Source organism: Terasakiella sp. 4MB5A, assembly GCF_050058155.1.
In the GTDB taxonomy this organism is placed as follows: domain Bacteria; phylum Pseudomonadota; class Alphaproteobacteria; order Rhodospirillales; family Terasakiellaceae; genus Terasakiella; species Terasakiella halodenitrificans.
Window position 1 is genome coordinate 792,686 of sequence record NZ_CP188815.1, and the last position, 20,045, is coordinate 812,730.

General features: G+C 48.9%; 20 protein-coding genes. 13 read left to right on the top strand and 7 right to left on the bottom strand.

The window, feature by feature from the left end; translation table 11 throughout:
• Nucleotides 1-20: 20 nt before the first annotated feature.
• The 5 genes from ACI0FF_RS03850 to ACI0FF_RS03870 are packed head-to-tail and all read left to right on the top strand — an operon-like array spanning nt 21 to nt 3,914.
• Complete coding sequence (locus ACI0FF_RS03850) at nt 21-1,139, top strand: cytochrome b/b6 domain-containing protein (protein ID WP_419798816.1); 1,119 nt, start codon at nt 21-23, stop codon at nt 1,137-1,139.
• On the top strand, nt 1,136-1,552 hold the full coding sequence (locus ACI0FF_RS03855; RefSeq protein ID WP_419798817.1) for a DUF1924 domain-containing protein: 417 nt from the start codon (nt 1,136-1,138) through the stop codon (nt 1,550-1,552). The genes ACI0FF_RS03850 and ACI0FF_RS03855 overlap by 4 nt, the downstream gene beginning before the upstream one ends.
• A 24-nt stretch (nt 1,553-1,576) precedes the next feature.
• Nucleotides 1,577-2,050, top strand: a complete 474-nt coding sequence (locus ACI0FF_RS03860; protein ID WP_419798818.1) for a diheme cytochrome c — start codon at nt 1,577-1,579, stop codon at nt 2,048-2,050.
• Between the two features lie 51 nt (nt 2,051-2,101).
• Nucleotides 2,102-2,611, top strand: coding sequence for a helix-turn-helix transcriptional regulator (locus ACI0FF_RS03865; RefSeq protein ID WP_419798819.1), 510 nt, complete (start codon nt 2,102-2,104; stop codon nt 2,609-2,611).
• Between the two features lie 25 nt (nt 2,612-2,636).
• Entirely contained in the window at nt 2,637-3,914 is a 1,278-nt protein-coding gene (locus tag ACI0FF_RS03870) for an adenylate/guanylate cyclase domain-containing protein (RefSeq protein WP_419798820.1), read from the top strand.
• Between the two features lie 74 nt (nt 3,915-3,988).
• Here the strand turns inward: ACI0FF_RS03870 and cysK are convergent, their stop codons facing one another.
• From cysK to ubiE, 7 genes are all read right to left on the bottom strand, one after another.
• The gene (cysK, locus tag ACI0FF_RS03875) at nt 3,989-4,966 is read right to left on the bottom strand and encodes a cysteine synthase A (protein ID WP_419798821.1); all 978 of its coding nucleotides are present in this window, start codon (nt 4,964-4,966) and stop codon (nt 3,989-3,991) included.
• Nucleotides 4,967-5,096: 130 nt separating this feature from the next.
• Nucleotides 5,097-5,552 (bottom strand): RrF2 family transcriptional regulator, encoded by a 456-nt coding sequence (locus ACI0FF_RS03880; protein WP_188664427.1) that lies wholly within the window; start codon nt 5,550-5,552, stop codon nt 5,097-5,099.
• Between the two features lie 28 nt (nt 5,553-5,580).
• Entirely contained in the window at nt 5,581-6,042 is a 462-nt protein-coding gene (gene dut / locus ACI0FF_RS03885; protein ID WP_419798822.1) for a dUTP diphosphatase, read from the bottom strand.
• 3 nt (nt 6,043-6,045) lie between these two features.
• Nucleotides 6,046-7,251: a bifunctional phosphopantothenoylcysteine decarboxylase/phosphopantothenate--cysteine ligase CoaBC gene (coaBC, locus tag ACI0FF_RS03890; RefSeq protein ID WP_419798823.1), complete on the bottom strand. Its 1,206-nt coding sequence runs from the start codon at nt 7,249-7,251 to the stop codon at nt 6,046-6,048.
• A gap of 131 nt (nt 7,252-7,382) precedes the next feature.
• Nucleotides 7,383-8,117 (bottom strand): SDR family oxidoreductase, encoded by a 735-nt coding sequence (locus ACI0FF_RS03895; protein WP_419798824.1) that lies wholly within the window; start codon nt 8,115-8,117, stop codon nt 7,383-7,385.
• Between the two features lie 5 nt (nt 8,118-8,122).
• Complete coding sequence (gene ubiB, locus ACI0FF_RS03900; protein ID WP_419798825.1) at nt 8,123-9,664, bottom strand: 2-polyprenylphenol 6-hydroxylase; 1,542 nt, start codon at nt 9,662-9,664, stop codon at nt 8,123-8,125.
• Nucleotides 9,664-10,422, bottom strand: a complete 759-nt coding sequence (gene ubiE, locus ACI0FF_RS03905) for a bifunctional demethylmenaquinone methyltransferase/2-methoxy-6-polyprenyl-1,4-benzoquinol methylase UbiE (protein WP_419798826.1) — start codon at nt 10,420-10,422, stop codon at nt 9,664-9,666. Before ubiE ends, ubiB begins: the two co-directional genes overlap by 1 nt.
• A gap of 81 nt (nt 10,423-10,503) precedes the next feature.
• On the opposite strand from ubiE, the gene mutM reads away from it, so the two are divergent.
• The 8 genes from mutM to gyrB all read left to right on the top strand — a co-directional run bounded on the left by mutM (nt 10,504) and on the right by gyrB (nt 19,988).
• Nucleotides 10,504-11,331, top strand: coding sequence for a bifunctional DNA-formamidopyrimidine glycosylase/DNA-(apurinic or apyrimidinic site) lyase (gene mutM / locus ACI0FF_RS03910; RefSeq protein ID WP_419799686.1), 828 nt, complete (start codon nt 10,504-10,506; stop codon nt 11,329-11,331).
• A gap of 15 nt (nt 11,332-11,346) precedes the next feature.
• Nucleotides 11,347-11,715 (top strand): hypothetical protein, encoded by a 369-nt coding sequence (locus ACI0FF_RS03915; RefSeq protein WP_419798827.1) that lies wholly within the window; start codon nt 11,347-11,349, stop codon nt 11,713-11,715.
• A gap of 31 nt (nt 11,716-11,746) precedes the next feature.
• Nucleotides 11,747-12,523: an enoyl-CoA hydratase gene (locus tag ACI0FF_RS03920; protein WP_419798828.1), complete on the top strand. Its 777-nt coding sequence runs from the start codon at nt 11,747-11,749 to the stop codon at nt 12,521-12,523.
• Between the two features lie 224 nt (nt 12,524-12,747).
• Entirely contained in the window at nt 12,748-13,011 is a 264-nt protein-coding gene (rpsT, locus tag ACI0FF_RS03925) for a 30S ribosomal protein S20 (protein ID WP_419798829.1), read from the top strand.
• Nucleotides 13,012-13,438: 427 nt separating this feature from the next.
• The gene (dnaA, locus tag ACI0FF_RS03930) at nt 13,439-14,893 is read left to right on the top strand and encodes a chromosomal replication initiator protein DnaA (protein ID WP_419798830.1); all 1,455 of its coding nucleotides are present in this window, start codon (nt 13,439-13,441) and stop codon (nt 14,891-14,893) included.
• A gap of 257 nt (nt 14,894-15,150) precedes the next feature.
• Nucleotides 15,151-16,269 carry a DNA polymerase III subunit beta gene (gene dnaN, locus ACI0FF_RS03935; RefSeq protein WP_419798831.1) on the top strand — a complete coding sequence of 373 codons (1,119 nt, stop codon included), beginning with the start codon at nt 15,151-15,153 and terminating at the stop codon, nt 16,267-16,269.
• 27 nt (nt 16,270-16,296) lie between these two features.
• On the top strand, nt 16,297-17,487 hold the full coding sequence (gene recF, locus ACI0FF_RS03940) for a DNA replication/repair protein RecF (protein ID WP_419798832.1): 1,191 nt from the start codon (nt 16,297-16,299) through the stop codon (nt 17,485-17,487).
• A 29-nt stretch (nt 17,488-17,516) separates the two neighbouring features.
• The gene (gene gyrB, locus ACI0FF_RS03945) at nt 17,517-19,988 is read left to right on the top strand and encodes a DNA topoisomerase (ATP-hydrolyzing) subunit B (RefSeq protein ID WP_419798833.1); all 2,472 of its coding nucleotides are present in this window, start codon (nt 17,517-17,519) and stop codon (nt 19,986-19,988) included.
• The last annotated feature ends 57 nt before the right edge of the window (nt 19,989-20,045 follow it).

Consider the following 20,045-nt stretch of genomic DNA (forward strand, 5'->3'; position numbering starts at 1 on the left):
ATTGCACAAGGAGATGAGACATGGCTCTCATTGAACAAAATAAGACACCGAAAGAAGGTGCCGTCATATGGGATTTCCCTTTACGGTTTTTCCATTGGGCGATGGTGGGCGTGGTCGCTATTGCGGCCTTGACGGGATACCTGTTTGAAGGCTGGTGGCTCAATATTCACGTCTATGCCGGTTATGCTTTATTGTGCCTGTTGCTCTTCCGTCTCGTCTGGGGATTTGTGGGCAGTTATTATAGCCGATTTCATCATTTCCCCTTGGCCTGTGAGGAAGTCGTTGCACATATCAAAAGCCTGTTGAAAGGGCGATCTAAAGAATATGTCGGGCATAACCCGGTTGGGGCATGGATGATTGTTATTCTGCTGTCGACCCTTGTGCTTTTGGTTTTAAGTGGTCTTCTTGTTTGGGGTGGGCAGGAAAATAGTGGCCCGTTGGCCTCCGTTGCCAGTTACGGTATCGGTAAAGTCAGTGAAGAAGTTCACGAAGTTCTGGCAGGTCTGTTGATGGCAGCAATTGCTTTTCATGTTGGCGGTGTGCTGGTTGAAAACTTTATTTTCAAGCATCCTTTGATCAAGGCGATGATGACCGGGCGCAAAGAAGGTGCGATTGCACAAGGTCAAGTGCGCGTTGCCCATTCTGTGTTGGGGATCGGCCTGTTTGTTGCGATTGTCTGCGGTGTTGCCTTCTGGGTGAATGCGGCGCAAGGCCCCCGTTTTATTGGGGCACAAAACGTAACTTATACACAGGAATGCGGGGACTGCCATTTGGCCTATCACCCCAGTATGCGCACAGGCGAAAGCTGGGAAAAAATGCTGTCGGGTTTAGAAAGTCATTATGGCGAGAATGCCAGCTTAATACCTGAAAAGCGCGCGGAAATTGTGGCCTACCTGCAAGAAAACAATGCGACCACTTTCGATACCAAGGTGGCTCATAAAATTGGCCGGGTTGAAACAGCATCCCTGCGCATGACGGATACACGTTATTGGCAGAAAAAACATGATGATTTTAAACCCGCCACCTTCACCCATGCAGAAATTGGATCAAAAGTGAACTGTAATGCCTGCCATCAGGATGCAGCCGATGGACGTTTCAGTGAAAGTGCAATCAAATTACCGAAAGGCGTTAAAAAATGAGAAAGATGATTTTCACCCTGTTGGGCGCATGCGCCTTGCTTGGCACCGATTACACAGCACAGGCCAGTTCAGTGTTGATCCTTGAAGGCTATCAGGCGCAAGCTCAAATGGACGACCCGGCCTTTCGTGAGTTTTCTGCAGAACGTGGACAAGAATTCTTTTTACAAAACCATACGGGTGGCAAACCGCAAACACCGTCTTGTACAACGTGTCATACATCGGACCCGAGTGGTGTGGGACAGACGCGGGCGGGCAAAATGATTGCGCCCTTGGCGATTTCTAAAACACCGGATCGATATAGCGATTTTGAAAAAGTGGAAAAATGGTTTCGTCGTAATTGCACCAGCGTGTTGGGACGGACCTGTTCCGCCCGCGAGAAGGGTGACTTCATCACCTTTATGCAAACACGCTAAAATTCTTAGAAAAAGGAGTAAGATATGTTGAAAGTTAAAGCCCTTTTATTGGGTGGAGCCCTTGTAATGTCGCAAGTTTCGGTTGCAATGGCGGATGAACGTTATCGCCCGATTGATAACCCGGTTGTCGAGAAAGAATGCGGATCCTGTCATATGGCGTTTCAACCGCAAATGATGCCCAAACGATCTTGGGAGAAAATCATGGATGGTCTAGGTGATCATTTTGGCGAAGATGCGAGCTTAAGCGCGGATGTTAGTCAGGAAATCAGGGATTATCTGGTTGCTAACGCCGCTGACGCCGGTTGGTGGAGTGGTAAATTTATGCGCGGTATAAAGGAGGGAGATGCACCGATGCGCATTACCGAGATGCCTTATTGGGTCCGTGAACACAGAAAGGAGGTTCCTGCGCGAGCCTGGGATGATCCGAAGGTTAAAACAAAAGCCAACTGTCAAGCCTGTCATCGAGATGCCAAGCGCGGCTATTATGATGACGACTGAGCAAAATCTCCGTATATTAGAAATTGGTAGGAAATAAAACGAAATGGCGCTATGAAACCGAATAATACGTTTGAAGTCCGTTCACTCATCTTTTCTTTTATTGTGATCAGTATTTGCGAAGCCTTCTTTCTTTTGGATGTTTTTGCCGATTTTTTTCGGTTGGATATTGATACGCTTTGGATTGAACATGAACAGATAGAATTGTTTTCAACCCTCACATTGGGGTTGTCGATGATCGTTATCGCAACCCAGATTGTGAGGCTCCTTAAACAAAACCGTCAGGCTCAGGATACAATTGATGTGGCATCAGGGGAGTTGTGGGGGGTCATTCAGCGCCATTTTGATATGTGGAAGTTTTCTCCATCCGAACGCGAGGTCGCCCTTCTCTTGATCAAGGGAATGTCCACTCAGGAAATTGCCGATATCCGCGATACCAAGATCGGCACAGTCAAAAGCCAGACCAGCGCCATTTACCAAAAAGCAGGTGTGAAAGGGCGTAATGAACTTGTCGCCTATTTTGTAGAAGATCTGTTGGCAGGTGAACGCATGTTCCAGCAGTAAGCTAGAGAATATGGGGGAAGATTATATGAATAGGAAAGAGGTTTCGTTCGAAGCACCTTATCCCTTGCAAGGGCGGTTTCGAAAAATCGTTTTACCTGCCTTGTTGTTTTTAATCATTGTTATTGGTTTTTTAATGAGCAATGGCAGTATGTGGTTGATCCAGAAAATCTATCTGGAAATTTCTGAAAACAGGGCAGGGATTATTGATCGCGCTTTACGAGGGGAAGATCGTGCTGCATGGAACGACCTTCAAATGAGCGATGATCCGTGGGAAGTTTTTAAAGATGATAGAGGTCGTCATCTCCTTGAATCTTTACGAGGTGAAGTTCAGGAACTCGGGCTATCTCATTTAAAAATATATGGTCAAGGCGGGTTATTGCTTTATTCCAGCGAAGAAGACCAGATCGGTAAGTTTGATCCCAGTGCAGGTTATCTGTCTGCGCTGAGGGGGCAACGCAATCTGATTGAAAAACAGGCAGCAGATGGAACTAAACTTTATGAACTTTATGTGCGTGCACCGGAAAATTCCAACAATATTGTGATGGAACTGTATGAACCGGTAAATTATCTCGATGCTATTTCGATGGAAGTCATCGTTCCCGCGACGGTTATTCCCGTTACAGTGCTTATTTTTTTAGGATTTGGCATGAATATACTGGTTAGTCGTGCGCAAAAAGATATTAATTATCGGACTGATTTATTGGGGGAATTTCGGCAGCGCCTGCAGGAACTTTTGTCTGATGAGGCGGTCCATACCTTGCGGGCCGCAACGGGCAAAGGAATACTGACCTCCAAGCGGGTTGAAGCGACGATCTTATTTTCGGATATTCGTGGTTTTACTGATTTTTGTGAAAATGAGGCGCCGGAACGTGTCGTGGAATTTCTCAATCAATCTTTGGGGGTGGTGATTGATGCGGTGCGTCAACAGGGCGGCGATGTGGATAAATTGATTGGCGATGCGGTTTTGGCTCATTTTCAAGGCGAGAATGCCGCTGACCGTGCGTTAAAGGCGGCACAAGAAGCGTTGCGACAAATTAAGAGCGCCCAGTTAGCGAAGCAAACCGGGATCGGTATCTATAGCGGTGGTGTGGTTATCGGGACGATTGGGGCAGCAAACCGTAAAGATTTCACCGTTATTGGCGACAGTGTCAATGTGGCGTCCCGTCTGTGTTCTGCTGCAAAAGGCGGAGAGATTGTGATCGACGAGAAAAGTTTGGCAAGTTGCGACTTCAAGGGCACAAGCCATTTGGAAACGATCAACGTCAAAGGCCGCAAAGATCCGTTGAATATTGCACGTCTGTAGAGTGAAACAAAGTTTCTCAGCAAAAAGGCCCGCCTTTTAATGGACGGGCCTTTTTCCGTTTGTGGAGGTTTTGATTAATCCCCGACGATACCATCAAACAAGGCGGTCGAGAGGTAACGTTCCGCAAAGGACGGTAAAATCACCACGATGTTTTTACCGGCCATATCGTCGCGTTGACCGAGTTCCAAGGCAGCAGCCAAGGCAGCACCGGAAGAAATGCCAACGGGAACGCCGTCTGTTGCTGCAACTTGTCGTGCCGTTTGAAAAGCGGTTTCATTGCCGATTTTCAGGATTTCGTCAATCAGTCCGGTGTTGAGAATATCGGGGATAAAGCCCGCGCCAATCCCTTGAATTTTGTGCGGACCGGGAACGCCACCGGACAGAACCGGGCTGTCTTCGGGTTCAACAGCAACCAGTTTTATATTTGGGTTTTTCTCTTTCAAGGCAGCGCCTGTTCCCGTGATGGTTCCGCCTGTACCGACACCGGAAACCAGAACATCAACCTTGCCATCCGTATCCGTCCAGATTTCATGGGCGGTTGTGCGTTTATGAATAGCCGGGTTTGCGGCGTTTTTAAATTGTTGCGGCATAAAGGCATCAGGCAATTCCTTGACCAATTCTTCTGCGCGGGCAATGGCACCGGACATACCTTTTGCAGCTGGGGTCAATTCCAGTTCTGCACCCAGAAGTGCCAGCATTTTGCGGCGTTCTTTGGACATGCTTTCCGGCATGGTCAAGATCAAGCGGTAACCGCGAGAGGCACAGACGAAAGCCAACGCAATACCTGTGTTCCCAGAGGTTGGTTCAACAAGAACGGTGCCTTGCTTGATTTTACCAGCGGCTTCTGCCGCTTCAATCATGGCAAAACCGATACGATCTTTGACAGAGTTCAACGGGTTGAAGAACTCACATTTGCCGAGGATATTTGCCTTGACGTTATGGGCTTTGGCGAGACCGGACAGGTTCACCAGCGGCGTGGCACCAATGGTATCTATAATGCTATCGTAGATTTTACCACGGACCGGGGCATCAGATGCGAATTGCTCAGACATGTTGACTCTCTTTGTTCGGTTATATTCTACTATCTAAATGTATGGTGTTGGCAAGCGGGCTTGTCAACTTAAAGATAGTTTCAAACTGTAAAATTACCAGTATCACAAAATAGTTTTGTGTATTGTGTGATCAGATGGTGAAATCCAAATTTTGACGGCCTTCGCTGACAAGTCCGGCAAGGTTGGCGCGTGTGCACAAGTCATCGATACTGACTTCATCCAGCTGTTTCATTAATTCTTCCTGCATTTCCATCCAGACCGGACGCACAACCTTGTGGCCGAGTTCTGAACCAGCGGGATCATTGAGGGGATCGTCCGCCGTTTCCATCTTTCGAACGATACGAACAATTTCACCAACCGTGATACGGCGACGTTCCCGGGCCAAGCGGTAACCACCGCGCGGACCACGTACACCAACCAGAATTCCTTCACGGACCAACTGTTGCAGGCCTTGTTCCAAATAACGCCGTGGAATACCCTGGCGGCGGGTAATCTCCCGACTTTGGACGGGCTGACCACCGCTGTGGTAGGCGATATCCAGTACAGCCTCGATCGCAAATAACATTTTCTTAGACAAACGTAACATCCTACTTTTTCCGCTTAATATTATAGTTTTATTTGTTGTTCAGCCCCGTAGAGCCAAAACCGCCGCTTCCTCTTTGTGTATCGGGAAGTGTGTCGGTTTTCTCCCATGAAATGGTGGTAACGGGTGCGACGACCATTTGCGCAATACGCATACCGCGTTCTATAACAAAATCTTCATCACCCAGATTGATTAGAATAACACCGACTTCACCACGATAATCGGCATCAATTGTTCCCGGTGCGTTGGCGACGGTGACACCGTTTTTAGCGGCAAGACCAGAACGTGGTCGTACTTGAGCCTCGTATCCTACGGGAAGGGCGATACTGAGGCCGGTGGGGACGATTGCACGTTTCCCAACAGGTAAAACCAGTGTGTCGTCAATGGCGGCCAAAAGGTCCATACCTGCGGCATGCTCCGTGGCGTAATGAGGCAGGGCCAAGTCGGCTCCATGAGGAAGCTGAACGACGTTGACCTTTACTACATGATCCATTTGTTAATCTTCTTTCAAATAATCTGCAATTTTTGCGGCAAGACGTTTAGCCACTTCTTTTTTAGACAGAGTTGGCCAATCTTCGCATTGATTTCTCGCAATGACGTGGACTTTATTTTCATTTCCACCAAATGTCCCTGTAGATGGGGAGACATCATTGGCAATAATCCAGTCACATTGTTTACGTATGCGCTTGGCGCTTGCGTATTCACGGATATTTTGTGTTTCGGCGGCAAACCCGACGACCAGTTTAGGCCGTTGATCACCTGCTTGGGACAGGGTGGCCAAAATATCCGGGTTTTCTGTCAGCTTCAGGTCGGGAATTTGGCCTGAACCGTCTTTCTTGAGCTTCTGACCAGCTTCGTTGTCTACACGCCAATCAGCAACAGCAGCTGCGCAAATGGCAATATCGGCAGGCAGCGCGTTCTGGCAGGCGACGAGCATGTCGCGTGCGGATTCAATCTCGATCAGCTTAACTCCGTTGGGCGCTTCAAGGCGGGTTGGTCCGCTGATAAGGGTGACATCACAACCGAGCTTTGCCAGTTCTGCGGCAATGGCATGGCCTTGTTTGCCGGAGGAACGATTGGCAATGTAGCGTACAGGGTCAATCGGCTCGTGTGTGGGGCCGGAGGTTACAATCGCTTTTTTACCGGTCAGTGGCCCGTCATTGAACAGGCGGCGTTTAATCGCTTCCACAATATCCAACGGGTCCACCATGCGGCCCATTCCATATTCACCACAGGCCATATCGCCTTCGTCGGGGCCAATCATTTCAACGCCCCGTTCGGTTAAAGTATTCACGTTTGCCTGTGTTGCCGGATGGTCCCACATGCGTACATTCATGGCCGGGGCCATCATGACAGGTTTGTCCGTTGCCAGCAAAGTGGTGGAGGCAAGATCATTTGCCAAACCATGGGTGGCTTTTGCCATTATGTCAGCGGTTGCCGGGGCAACGACGACCAAATCTGCACTGCGCGAAAGCTGGATATGCCCCATTTCCGATTCGTCATCCAGATCGAACATATCTTCATAAACTTTATCGTTGGAAACAGCAGCCAATGCCAAGGGGGTAACAAATTCCTTGGCGGCGCGAGTGACGATACACCGCACGTCGATTTGTTGTTCACGCAGGCGGCGAACCAATTCGGGTGTTTTGTAGGCGGCTATTCCGCCTGTAACGATCAGGAGTATTCTTTTGTTCTTATACACGACGTGTTCCCATGCGAATTACGCGCAAAATTTGTACATAACCTAGTCAGAAGGATGTTATGGCGCAAGGAAATATGTAGGGTGATTCAACAAAAAAGAATAAATGTATGATTTAATTATATATATTATAATTAAAAATGTGCGCGTAAGCCACCGTCAACGGTTAAAACCTGCCCAGTTACATAAGAAGATGCTGCAGATGCGAGGAAAACGCAGGCACCTGCTATTTCTTCGGGGCGTCCCCATCGTTGAAGGGAGGTGCGCATTTTTAAAAAGGCTATGACCGTTTCATCATCGAGCATAGCTTGATTGGCCTGGGTGGCGAAAAAACCGGGGGCAATGGCATTGACGTTTATGCCGCGTGGGCCGAGTTCGGCAGCCAGTGCGCGGGTCAATCCGGTGAGCCCCGCCTTGCTGGCGGTATAGATGGCATCCCCTGAACGCGCAATATCCCCGGCAATGGAGGTGACGTTGATAATTCGTCCACCAGCAGGCATATGACGTGCGACTCGTCGACTAAGTTCAAAAGGGGCCACAAGGTTGCTATCCAGCAATCTACGTACATCGTCCAGATCAAAATCATCCATGTTGCGACGATCACGTCCCCCAACGTTATTTACCAGAATATCCAAGGGCCCGAGGTCGGACAAGGTGTGTTCAAATGTAGATGTATCTGTGATGTCAAAGGCCAATGTTCTGGCATTGGGGATATTTTGGATTGCGGTTTCCAATGTGGATTGATTGCGACCGTTGAAATAGACGGATGCCCCGGCCTCGCATAAGGCTTTGGCCATTTCAAATCCCAATCCCCGGCTGGCACCGGTGACGAGGGCCGTTTTTCCATTCAGGTCAAAAAGCGCATTCATGGGATTTAATCTAGGTATTCGACGATTAAAGCAGCCGCCAATCCAAGGGCAATGACCCATCCCAGCCAATTCAGTCCGCTATGGTGTGCGCTTGTGCGTCTGCCAGTGTCCAGTTTTAGGCCGTTTTTACCAATATCATCCAATCTTTCTTCAATATTTGAGATGATACGGGGCAGGCGGAGCAATGTATCACGGGTTTCTGTGGCAACGGCTTTAACGCGGGCTTGTGGTCCTAGGTTTTCACGCATCCAGCGTTCGATAAACGGTTCTGCCAAAAACCACATGTTGACATTGGGGTTCAGATTGCGCCCGACGCCTTCGGCAATCAGCATGGTTTTTTGCAACTGGATTAATTGCGGTTGGGTTTCCATTGCGAAATATTCGGTGACTTCAAACAATTGCGCCAACAAGCGTGCCATCGAAATCTCATTTTGCGGCAATCCCATAATGGGTTCGGCAATTGAACGGGCAGCTTGCGTAAAAAGTTCAACCGATTGGCTCATTGGCACCCAACCGGCTTCAAAATGAACCTCGGCACAACGTTTATAATCGCGTGTAATAAAAGAAAGCAGCAATTCGCCTAAATGACGTTGTGTCGCATGATCTAAACGCCCCGTAATACCAAAATCGACCGCGGCCAAGCGTCCGTCATTCAGGACGAACATGTTACCGGGGTGCAGGTCGGCATGGAAGAAGCCGTCACGAAACACCATGTTGAAAAAGGCCATAGAGGCTTTTTCCAAGATGTCGTTGGGATTGTGCCCGGCTTTGTGAAGTTCTTCGATCTCGTCCACATTCAGGCCGTGAATTCGTTCCAGTACCATGACGCGTTTGGCACAATAGGGCCATTTGACTTCCGGGATATAGAAATAGTCGTCATTTTTGAAGTTTTCGCGCATTTCATCGGCCGCTGCAGCTTCAAAGCGTAAGTCCATTTCAAAACGCACGGTATCTTCCAACGCCTGAACAGACTCGACCAGTTTAAGACGCATCAGATCGGGGCGGGCGCGTTCTACCCACTGTGCGATTGTGCTCATCAAGTGGAAGTCAGCTTTGAAATCACGGCGAATGTTGGGGCGCAAAACTTTGACGGCGACTTCTTCCCCGCCAATGGTTTTTGCAAAATGCACTTGTGCAATGGAGGCCGCAGCAACGGCTTCATCGTTAAATTCACTAAAGAATTTTTCGATAGGGCCGCCAAGGTCTTCTTCGATAATGCGTCGGGCTTCTTTACCGGAAAATGGTGGCAGGCGATCTTGTAATTCAGTCAGATCGTCGGCGATTTCATCCCCCATGACATCGGGGCGTGTGGACAGGGCCTGTCCCAATTTAATGGCCGTTGGTCCCAAATCATGCAAGGCACGGGCAAGACGTTGACCAGGGCGCATCTGTTTGATGCCGCGCACACGTCCAACCGGGACCAGGCGAGCCATAAACACGATGACCGGGGCAATGCCCAATTGTTCGAACAGGAACAAAACATCATAGCGCGCCAGCGTGAGAGCCACGCTCATCAGACGTTTCAAGATAGTGAGGGATCGAAACATCAAATCTTCCAACCTGAATGAATGGCGGCAATACCGCCGGTAAGGTTGCGGTATTTCACCTGATCAAAACCGGCGTCGCGGATCATTTGTGCAAAGGTTTCCTGCGGTGGAAATTTACGAATGCTTTCTGCCAGATATTGATAAGAATCGCGATCTTTGGCAACCACCGCCCCAATTTCAGGCAACAGTTTGAAGGAATAGAGGTCGTAAATTTTATCCAGAACAGGCATGACCACCTGAGAAAATTCAAGACACATGAAACGTCCGCCCGGTTTCAGGATGCGATGGGCATCACGCAAGGCAGCCGGAATGTCGGTGACGTTGCGAATGCAAAAGGCAATAGTATAGGCATCCATTGAATTGTCGGGAACAGGTAGCTTTTCGGCATTGCCGCATAGCCAGCTTAGACCTTCGAGGCGGTGTGCATCAACGGAGCGACGTCGCCCGACTTTCAACATTTCATGGTTGATATCCGTGACGGTGATATGTCCCTGACCGCCACGTTTTGCAAAACGATCCTGAATGCGAAAAGCAATATCGCCAGTACCACCACCGACATCAATGGTATTCCATCCTGGTTGCGGGTTGAGCCAGTCAACCATTTGATTCTTCCACAGACGGTGAATGCCTGCGCTCATCAAATCGTTCATTATATCGTAGCTGGAGGCGACGCTGTCGAAGACACCGCGCACCATTTTCGCTTTTTCATCCTTGGCTACCGTACGGAAACCAAAATGTGTCGTATCTTGATCGGACATGCCTTAAATTCTCTTTTTATATAGAATGAGCGAGAAAATAGCCTAAGGTCATGCAATAGGCTAGCATTAATGGAGAAGAATTTGCCTGAATTACCCGAAGTCGAAACTGTACGTCGCGGTCTATTGCCTGCATTGGAAGGTCGAACGATCAAAGATGTAATTGTCCGCAGACGGGATTTGCGCATGCCTGTGCCTGAAAATTTTGAGGACCGTGTCCGAAATCAGAAGGTTTTAGGTTTGAGCCGACGTTCCAAATATATTTTGATTGTGTTGGAAAATAGAGAAACAATTATCGTTCATTTGGGGATGTCGGGCCGGATCAGAATCGAAGAAGGCAATCCTTGTGAACCGGATAAACATGATCACATCGAATTTATAACCGATTCGCGCCATTGCATCCGTTTTGGCGATCCACGTCGTTTTGGTTTTGTTGATTTGATCGAAGCCGGGCAGCTAGATCTTTATCCGTCTTTGGCTAAATTAGGGCCGGAACCTTTGGATGCTGCCTTTGATGGGGGCGTACTGTGTGATCGATTAACGGGACGTCAAACCACAATGAAGGCAGTTTTGATGGATCAACGCATTCTTGCGGGACTAGGAAATATATACGTCAACGAGGCGCTCTTTCGTGCCGGAATTGCGCCGCAGAAAAAAGCAGGAAGCCTGAACCTTGCCCAAGCAGAAAAATTGGTCACGGTGATTAAAGATGTTTTGCAAGAAGCGATTCAGGCTGGAGGGTCATCCTTGAAAGATCATCGCCAAACGGATGGCGAATTGGGGTATTTTCAGCATTCTTTTCAAGTCTATGGACGTGAGGGAGAGGCGTGTCAAAATTGTCAAAGTGAGATTATTCAGCGTATGGTTCAGCAAGGGAGATCCACTTTTTACTGTTCGAGGTGCCAACAATAAGGTATGAGGTTGGTCATGAAACATGCATTGCGCATAGGATTACTTGCGGTTCTGTTACTTTTCAACAGGCAGGCAATTTCGCAGGACCTGACGTTTTTGTCAGCGCTTGAGGATGTGCCCTTGATGGAAGGGTTGCAGGAAGCAACGCAAGATACGGTGAATTTCGACACGCCGTCGGGCCGTATCGTCGAATCTTATGCGGTTGGCAATGTCACAAAAAAGTCCGTGTTGTCTTATTATAAAGAAAGCTTACCCGCATTGGGATGGAAGCAAATCGCAATGGGTACTTTTATGCGTGAGGGGGAGTATTTGAAGATTTCAGTCTCCGCGCAGGGCAACAATGTGACGGTTCATTTTGCATTGTCACCGAAACGAGGGAACTAAAAGTTCCAGAATAATTTTAGGGATAGGAAATATGGCTTACGAACATATTCTCGCAGAGAAAAAAGGCCGTGTCGGTCTGATTACACTTAACCGCCCCAAGGCATTGAACGCGTTATGTACGCCGTTAATTGACGAGCTGGGTGCTGCGCTGGATGCCTTTGAGGCAGATAGCGAAATCGGGTGTATCGTTCTGACAGGTAGCGAGAAAGCATTTGCTGCCGGTGCAGATATTAAAGAAATGTCTGAACGCGATTTTATCGACGTTTATTCCAATGATTTCATTACAGATGATTGGGAAAAAGTGGCTAAATGCCGCAAACCCGTTATCGCTGCTGTTGCCGGATACGCACTGGGCGGCGGGTGTGAAATGGCGATGATGTGCGATTTTATCATTGCAGCGGAGAATGCCAAGTTTGGTCAGCCTGAAATCACCATCGGGACCATCCCGGGGGCCGGTGGAACGCAACGTTTGACGCGTGCAGTTGGTAAAGCAAAAGCGATGGAAATGTGCCTGACAGGCCGTATCATGGATGCTGAGGAAGCAGAACGTTCCGGTCTGGTGACCCGTATTGTGCCGCTGGATAACCTGCTTGAAAACGCGCTGGAAACGGCTGATAAAATTGCGAAATTGTCTCAACCTGTTGTGATGATGGCAAAAGAATCTGTCAATAAAGCATTTGAGACGACTTTGGCAGAAGGCGTTATGTTTGAACGTCGTACCTTCCATACAACATTTGCCTTGGAAGATCGTAAAGAAGGGATGTCCGCTTTTGCAGAAAAGCGCCAACCCAACTTCAAAAACAAATAATTAAAAGAAAAGCAGACAGAAGAATCGCTGTTTGCTTTTTGATATATCGCTCATAAAACCCGCGACTTTTGACGGATGTCAGTTTTTTACATTTTTAAGTGTCGCGGGTTTTGCATTGAAAAGTGCGGTTTGTAACTTTTCTTCAATTGAGTCTTGACGTGGTTGTGGGAACTCCTTATAAGCCCCCAACCGATTTTAGAAATCAGATTTTTCAGGAACTAGTGATGGCTAACACCCAAAACGCAAAAAAACGCGACCGTCAAAACGAACGCCGCACTGCAGTAAACTCTGCACGTGTTGGCCGTATCCGCACCTTCATCAAAAAAGTAGAAGCTGCGATCGAAACTGGCGATAAAGCCGCTGCACAGGCTGCGTTTAATGTTGCTATGCCGGCTTTGCACGGTGGCGTCTCTAAAGGCGTTGTGCACAAAAATACAGCTGCACGCAAGCTGTCCCGTTTGTCTACACGTATTAAAGCACTCGCTTAATCGTAAGACAAAATCGGGATTCGAAGTTCTGACAAAAGGGTCGCAAGCATTTGCCGTTGCGACCCTTTTGTCGTGCTTAAAACCCAGAGTTACCATGGCTTTTGCCGGGCGGCGTCAAGTTATTTTTTTCGCAATAGTACAAATGAAGCGGTGGACTCTTCGCGCTCGTGGCGATAAAGTTATCCACAACCTTGATCCGGTTACACGGTGGTGTCGATGATCACTACGCAAAAATCATAAAGGCCGGATCTGTCATATAAAAAAATGAGCTACGCATAAGCGAGGCTTCTTCTTCATTGAAGGAGAGCGGTGCCTGCGGTGATTTATTGGTTGATGGATCGCGGTTAGGAGCCTTTGAAAATAAGTGAGTTGGGCAATCGAGGGCGCCAGAGCGTGTGATCGATTCGGGTTAGGAATATTATTGAGCATGTCTCAGACGAGTATGACATCAACATTGGACGGTGAATGGGCACAGGTTTGTTCCCATATGCGTGACGAAATTGGCGAAGCGGCATTTGACAGTTGGTTTAAACCGATGGCCGTTCATTCAGTAGATGCGGGGACGGCAAATATCTGCGTGCCGACCCGATTTATGCGGGACTGGGTCGCAAATAACTACCTTAATCAGATTAGAGCGTTATGGTCATCCTTGAACCATCAGATTACGGATGTGGAAATCATTGTGACCAATACGCAGTCTGGGCATGGGATTTTGGCACAGGCCAGTCAAAATGCCCGTCAAGCACAGGGCAATCAGGCTCAGCCGACAGAAAAAGCACATGGACAGACGCAGCAGGGGCAGGCGGCACCTTTTTATAGTCGCCAGCAGGAAGTGTCTAATCTTGCCGACCAACTGGGCGCGCAACTTGATCCACGCTATACATTTGATAATTTTGTGGTGGGTAAACCGAACGAATTTGCCCATGCTGCCTCCAAACGTGTAGCAGAAGCCGACATACCGCCCTTTAATCCGCTGTTTCTTTATGGGGGGGTCGGTCTTGGTAAAACCCATTTGATGCATGCGATTGCCCATCATATGCGTTTGGTTCACCCCAATCGCACTGTGGTTTATTTGTCGGCTGAAAAATTTATGTATCGCTTTATTCGGGCGCTGCGTGAACAAAAAACCGTCGATTTCAAAGAACAGTTTCGCAGTGTTGATATGTTGTTGATTGATGATGTGCAGTTTATTGCCGGCAAAGAATCGACACAGGAAGAATTGTTCCATACCTTTAATTCGTTGGTGGATCAGGGACGCCAAATCGTTCTGTCTGCGGATAAGTCACCATCTGATATCGAAGGATTGGAAGATCGTTTGAAGTCGCGATTGAACCACGGTCTTGTGGCGGATTTACATGCGACAACTTATGAGCTCCGTTTAGGGATTTTGCTTTCCAAGGCAGAACAATTGGGCGTTGAGTTGCCAAGTAAGGTCACAGAATTTCTGGCATACAAGATTGCGTCGAACGTGCGCGAGTTGGAAGGGGCGCTAAATCGTATTGTGGCGCATTCCCAACTTGTCGGGCGGCCCATTACGCTGGAAACCTCGCAAGAAGTACTGCATGACCTTTTAAGGGCCAATGATCGACGGGTGACGATTGAGGAAATCCAGAAAAAAGTTGCCGAACATTTCAATATCCGTGTTTCGGATATGCATTCTGCGCGCCGTGCCCGTTCTGTGGCGCGCCCCCGTCAAATTGCCATGTATCTATCCAAGCAATTGACATCGCGCTCCTTGCCTGAGATTGGGCGCAAGTTCGGGGGGCGTGATCATACGACCGTTATGCATGCGGTAAAGAAGGTTGAAGAACTCGGTCTCCATGATCGTGATTTTGCCGAGGATGTGGAGCTTCTACGTCGCATGCTAGGTGGTATCGGCTGAGCCTTTTTAAAGAAAAAATCCCTAGAATCTACCTTCGTTTGAACCTCATGGTTGAGCCTGTGTAACGCGTAGGCGGAAGCCTTTATTTTTTCTGCCAAAAATAGGCAAAAAAGCTTCGGTTTCTCGCAGGCTTTGTTATAATGGCGGACCGTTTTGGCAGGAATGAGGTTAATCCCTTGTGAAACCAAGATAAAATGGTACTCGACAGGTAAGCGAAACCAGTTATTTGTAATCATATTTGAAGCGACAAGAACGTTATGAAAATTACCATCGAACGCGCAAAGCTTATGAAGTCTCTGGCTCACGTGCAAAGTGTTGTGGAACGGCGCACCACTATTCCGATTTTAAGCAATGTGAAGCTGGATGCTCATGGGGGGCGTTTGTCCCTGAACGCGACGGATATGGATCTTGATATCGTCGAAACGGTTGACTGTGAAGTGATCAGCGAAGGTGCGACTACCGCACCGGCTCATATGCTGTATGACATCGTGCGTAAATTGCCCGATGGTTCGCAGGTTGAGCTGGATAACGGTGCGAATGAAGAATTGCTGACCCTGCGTGCCGGGCGTTCCAAGTTTACGCTGGCGTGTCTGCCGACGATGGATTTTCCGTTGATGTCTGGCGGTGAACTGGATCATAATTTTGCTCTGCCCGCTGGGGAGCTGAAAGGGATTATTGATCGGACCCGTTTTGCGATTTCAACTGAAGAAACCCGCTATTACCTGAATGGTATTTATGTTCACGCCGGTGAAAATAACGGCGTGCCGGTCTTGCGCGCAGTGGCAACAGACGGTCACCGTCTCGCCAGTGTGGAAGTGCCCATGCCGGAAGGTGCGTCTGACATGCCAGGCGTTATCGTGCCGCGTAAAACGGTTGCAGAATTGCGCAAACTGATTGATGAAACCAATGATGATGTTTCGATTTCTCTGTCAGAAACCAAAGTTCGTTTTGCTTTTGGCGAAGTGATTTTGACCTCTAAACTTATTGACGGCACTTTCCCGGATTATGAACGGGTTATTCCGACCAATAACGACAAGATGATGGAACTGGATTGTAAATCCTTTGCCGCTGCGGTGGACCGTGTGTCTGCGATCTCGACCGAAAAATCGCGTGCGATTAAATTGGCGATCAGCCCCGGTTCATTGGTTTTATCAGCAAGCAGCCCGGATGCAGGCAGCGCGACAGAAGAAATCGAGGTCAGTTACGGCTACGACGATATTGAGATTGGGTTCAATTCTAAATATCTGTTGGATATCGCCCAGCAAGTAGAAGGCGAAACCGCACAGTTTATGTTGTCTGACGGTGGGTCACCAACCATTGTACGCGATGCCGCCGATAGCAGCGCCTTGTACGTTTTGATGCCGATGCGTGTGTGATCGACGCGGGCAAAGTGATTATTCAAGGTGAATGAAGCCGTCGAAAAAAATGCTCTTGGGAAGGCGGTGCCGATCAGTGTGACGCGCCTGACACTCAGCAATTTTCGATGTTATGAATTTCAACGCCTTGATTTGGATCGTCGGTCTGTGGTGCTGTGTGGGCGCAACGGGGCCGGCAAAACGAATATCCTTGAAGCGGTGTCACTTTTGACACCAGGACGGGGAATGCGCCGGGCCAAGGCTGTTGATCTTGCCCGCCGCGACGAAGGTTGTGATGAAGATAGTGGTCGCCCGTGGGGGGTGGCTGCAACGGTGCATACAGTTGGCGGTCCGGTTGATATCGGGACGGGTCGTGAAGAAACAGGGCGGAGCGGAACGCGTGAACGTCGTGTTGTAAGGATTGAAGGCGAAACGGCACGGGGGCAAAATGCACTGGCTCAATATGTCGATGCCGTTTGGTTGTTGCCGCAGATGGATCGTCTGTTTTTGGATGGGCCGATTGCGCGCCGCCGATTTTTGGATCGTTTGGTGTTTGGCTTTGATGACAAACATGCCGGACGAATGAATGCGTATGAGCATGGGATGCGAGAGCGTGCCAAATTGCTCAAAACCGGTCGCAATGATGATCGCTGGCTGTCTGGTCTGGAAGATCAGATGGCAACCAAGGCGGTGGCTGTTGCAGCGGCGCGTAAAGACATTGGGCAACGGCTGAATATTCTTGCCGTTGAAGGTTACGGCCCTTTTCCCGGTGCGCGCCTGCAACCGATCGGGATGATCGAAAGCTGGCTGGATGAATTCAGCGCGCTGGAGGTCGAAGACAAATTCCGTGCCTTTCTGGCGGAGCATCGCAGCATTGATGCTCAGCTTGGCGGGGCATCAGACGGGGTGCATAAAAGCGATCTTTCGGTACGTCATGTACCCAAAGATCAACCGGCGGAAGTTTGCTCCACCGGTGAACAAAAAGCGTTGTTGACCGGCATGGTGCTGGCCAACACCAAAGCGTTGGCTTTGGACCGGGGGCGGGTTCCGCTTCTGTTGCTGGACGAGGTGGGAGCCCATCTTGATCAGGATCGTCGCAAGGCGTTGTTCGAAGCCATCGGTGCCATCGGCGCACAAGCCTGGATGACAGGGACCGATCAGGAGGTTTTTGCCCCCTTATTGGAACAGGCCAATTTTTTCAATGTGGAAAAATCGGTTGTCGAACAGGTAAACGAATAAGACGAAGGTTAAACTTAGGTAGACAGACCATGAGTGAAGAAAACCAGATCAGCGGTGAAGCCAATATTGAAGCGTACGGCGCAGATTCCATTAAGGTTCTACGCGGTCTTGAGGCTGTACGAAAACGTCCCGGTATGTATATCGGGGATACAGATGACGGAACCGGCCTGCACCACATGGTTTACGAGGTTGTCGATAACGGTATTGACGAAGCTTTGGCCGGACATTGCGATACCTTGACGGTGACGCTGAACGGCGATGGCTCTGTTACTGTGTCGGATAACGGTCGTGGTATTCCGGTTGATATTCATGCTGAAGAAGGCGTGTCGGCTGCCGAAGTTATTATGACCCAGTTGCATGCGGGCGGGAAGTTTGACAGCAACTCTTACAAAGTTTCCGGTGGCTTGCATGGTGTGGGGGTTTCTGTTGTAAACGCCTTGTCTGACTGGTTGGAATTGCGCATTTACCGCGAAGGTAAAGAACATTATGTTCGTTTTGAAGATGGGGCGGCGGTTGAATCGCTCAAGGTTGTCGGGGAAGCGCCGAAAAAGGAAGATGGCAGCTACCAGACCGGGACGTTTGTAACGTTCCATGCCTCTGAAGAAATTTTTGCGATTACGGAATATGACTATAATACGCTGGAACACCGTTTGCGCGAATTGGCGTTTTTGAATTCCGGTGTGGGTATGTTGTTGCGTGATGAACGCCATGCTGAACCCCATGAAACGGCGATGCGCTACGAAGGTGGCTTACTGGAATTTGTCAAATATGTTGATCGTTCCAAAAACGCTCTCGTGCCGGACCCGGTTTATATGAACGGCAGCAAAATTGATAATAACGGCGATGAAGTTGGCGTTGAAGTTTCCATGCAATGGAACGACAGCTATCACGAAAATGTATTGTGTTTTACCAATAATATTCCGCAACGCGACGGCGGGACCCATTTGGCGGGTTTCCGGGGTGCCTTGACCCGAACGGTAAATGCCTACGCCCAATCCAGCGGCTTGGCGAAAAAGATGAAAGTCTCGATTTCCGGGGAAGACATCCGCGAGGGATTAACGTGTGTGGTTTCTGTGAAAGTACCGGATCCGAAATTCTCGTCCCAAACCAAAGATAAGCTGGTGTCCAGCGAGGTTCGCCCCGTTGTAGAAGGTGTTGTCGGGGAAACCTTGGCCGAATGGTTTGAAGAACACCCCAATGAAGCCCGCCAGATTATCAGTAAAATTTGCGAAGCGGCTGCGGCGCGTGATGCGGCCCGAAAAGCGCGGGAATTGACCCGTCGCAAAGGGGTGATGGATATCTCTTCTTTACCCGGTAAATTGGCCGATTGTCAGGAACGTGACCCTGCTAAATCTGAACTGTTTATTGTGGAAGGGGACTCCGCCGGTGGATCTGCGAAGCAGGGCCGTGATCGTAAAAGTCAGGCTATTCTACCGCTTAAAGGTAAAATTCTGAACGTGGAACGCGCCCGTTTTGACAAGATGCTGGGCTCTGCGGAGGTCGGGACATTAATTACCGCAATGGGGACCGGTATCGGACGCGAAGACTTTAATATCGAGAAATGCCGCTATCATAAAATTATCATTATGACTGATGCGGACGTGGATGGGTCGCACATTCGAACCTTGCTTTTAACCTTCTTTTTCCGTCAAATGCCGGAAATTATTGAACGCGGTTACCTTTATATCGCTCAGCCCCCGCTTTATCGTGTGAAGCGCGGTAATTCGGAAGTCTATCTAAAAGATGAAAAGGCTTTGGAAGATCATTTGGTCAGCTTGGCTGTGGATGATTGCCTGTTGACACTTCATTCCGGTGATCAAATCGGTGGAGATGATTTGCGTTCGCGCATCAATAATGCGCGTCGTGTTAAGGCCATGTTGGCGAAACTGGCGACCAAGGTACCGTCTTCTATTTTGGAACAAGCAGCCATTGCCGGGGCACTGGATGTGACGTTGCTTCAAGATGAAGAACGTGGGGCCGCAATGGCGCAGAAAGTGGCAGAACAACTAGATGCCAATGAAAACGACCTTGCACGTGGCTGGGAAGGGTCTGTATTGGATGACGGCAGTCTCTCCTTTACCCGGACATTGCGTGGGGTGAAAGAAACGCATGTTTTGGATCATGGTATTCTCAGATCAGCTGAAGCGCGTGCCTTGAATAATCTGGCGGCAGAATTGACGGAAAGCTTCGCAAAACCGGCAAAACTGGTTCAGAAAGACAAGGAATACGAAATCAATGGACCAGTCAAACTGGTCGACACGGTGACCGAGTTGGGCAAAAAAGGTATGAATGTCCAACGTTATAAGGGATTGGGGGAGATGAACCCGGAACAGCTGTGGGAAACCACACTGGATGAAAGTGCCCGTTCCTTACTGCAAGTGAAGGTCAATCATGTGGACGAAGCCGAAGAGGTCTTCTCGACCTTGATGGGCGATGTGGTGGAGCCCCGACGTGATTTCATTCAGGACAATGCCTTGAAAGTCTCCAATCTGGATGCTTAAGGCTGCTTAAGTTGTGACGTGACACATGAAATAGAAAGGCCCCGATATAAATATATC

Bases quoted from the DNA above. Each gene is read 5' to 3' on its own strand.
- ACI0FF_RS03860 (WP_419798818.1), top strand. From the start codon at position 1,577: ATGTTGAAAGTTAAAGCCCTTTTATTGGGTGGAGCCCTTGTAATGTCG.
- ACI0FF_RS03895 (WP_419798824.1), bottom strand. From the start codon at position 8,117: ATGAATGCGCTTTTTGACCTGAATGGAAAAACGGCCCTCGTCACCGGT.
- dut (WP_419798822.1), bottom strand. From the start codon at position 6,042: ATGGATCATGTAGTAAAGGTCAACGTCGTTCAGCTTCCTCATGGAGCC.
- ACI0FF_RS03880 (WP_188664427.1), bottom strand. From the start codon at position 5,552: ATGTTACGTTTGTCTAAGAAAATGTTATTTGCGATCGAGGCTGTACTG.
- ACI0FF_RS03855 (WP_419798817.1), top strand. From the start codon at position 1,136: ATGAGAAAGATGATTTTCACCCTGTTGGGCGCATGCGCCTTGCTTGGC.
- dnaA (WP_419798830.1), top strand. From the start codon at position 13,439: ATGTCTCAGACGAGTATGACATCAACATTGGACGGTGAATGGGCACAG.
- ACI0FF_RS03920 (WP_419798828.1), top strand. From the start codon at position 11,747: ATGGCTTACGAACATATTCTCGCAGAGAAAAAAGGCCGTGTCGGTCTG.
- ACI0FF_RS03870 (WP_419798820.1), top strand. From the start codon at position 2,637: ATGAATAGGAAAGAGGTTTCGTTCGAAGCACCTTATCCCTTGCAAGGG.
- ACI0FF_RS03865 (WP_419798819.1), top strand. From the start codon at position 2,102: ATGAAACCGAATAATACGTTTGAAGTCCGTTCACTCATCTTTTCTTTT.
- ACI0FF_RS03850 (WP_419798816.1), top strand. From the start codon at position 21: ATGGCTCTCATTGAACAAAATAAGACACCGAAAGAAGGTGCCGTCATA.
- ACI0FF_RS03915 (WP_419798827.1), top strand. From the start codon at position 11,347: ATGAAACATGCATTGCGCATAGGATTACTTGCGGTTCTGTTACTTTTC.
- rpsT (WP_419798829.1), top strand. From the start codon at position 12,748: ATGGCTAACACCCAAAACGCAAAAAAACGCGACCGTCAAAACGAACGC.
- cysK (WP_419798821.1), bottom strand. From the start codon at position 4,966: ATGTCTGAGCAATTCGCATCTGATGCCCCGGTCCGTGGTAAAATCTAC.
- dnaN (WP_419798831.1), top strand. From the start codon at position 15,151: ATGAAAATTACCATCGAACGCGCAAAGCTTATGAAGTCTCTGGCTCAC.
- ubiE (WP_419798826.1), bottom strand. From the start codon at position 10,422: ATGTCCGATCAAGATACGACACATTTTGGTTTCCGTACGGTAGCCAAG.
- ubiB (WP_419798825.1), bottom strand. From the start codon at position 9,664: ATGTTTCGATCCCTCACTATCTTGAAACGTCTGATGAGCGTGGCTCTC.
- gyrB (WP_419798833.1), top strand. From the start codon at position 17,517: ATGAGTGAAGAAAACCAGATCAGCGGTGAAGCCAATATTGAAGCGTAC.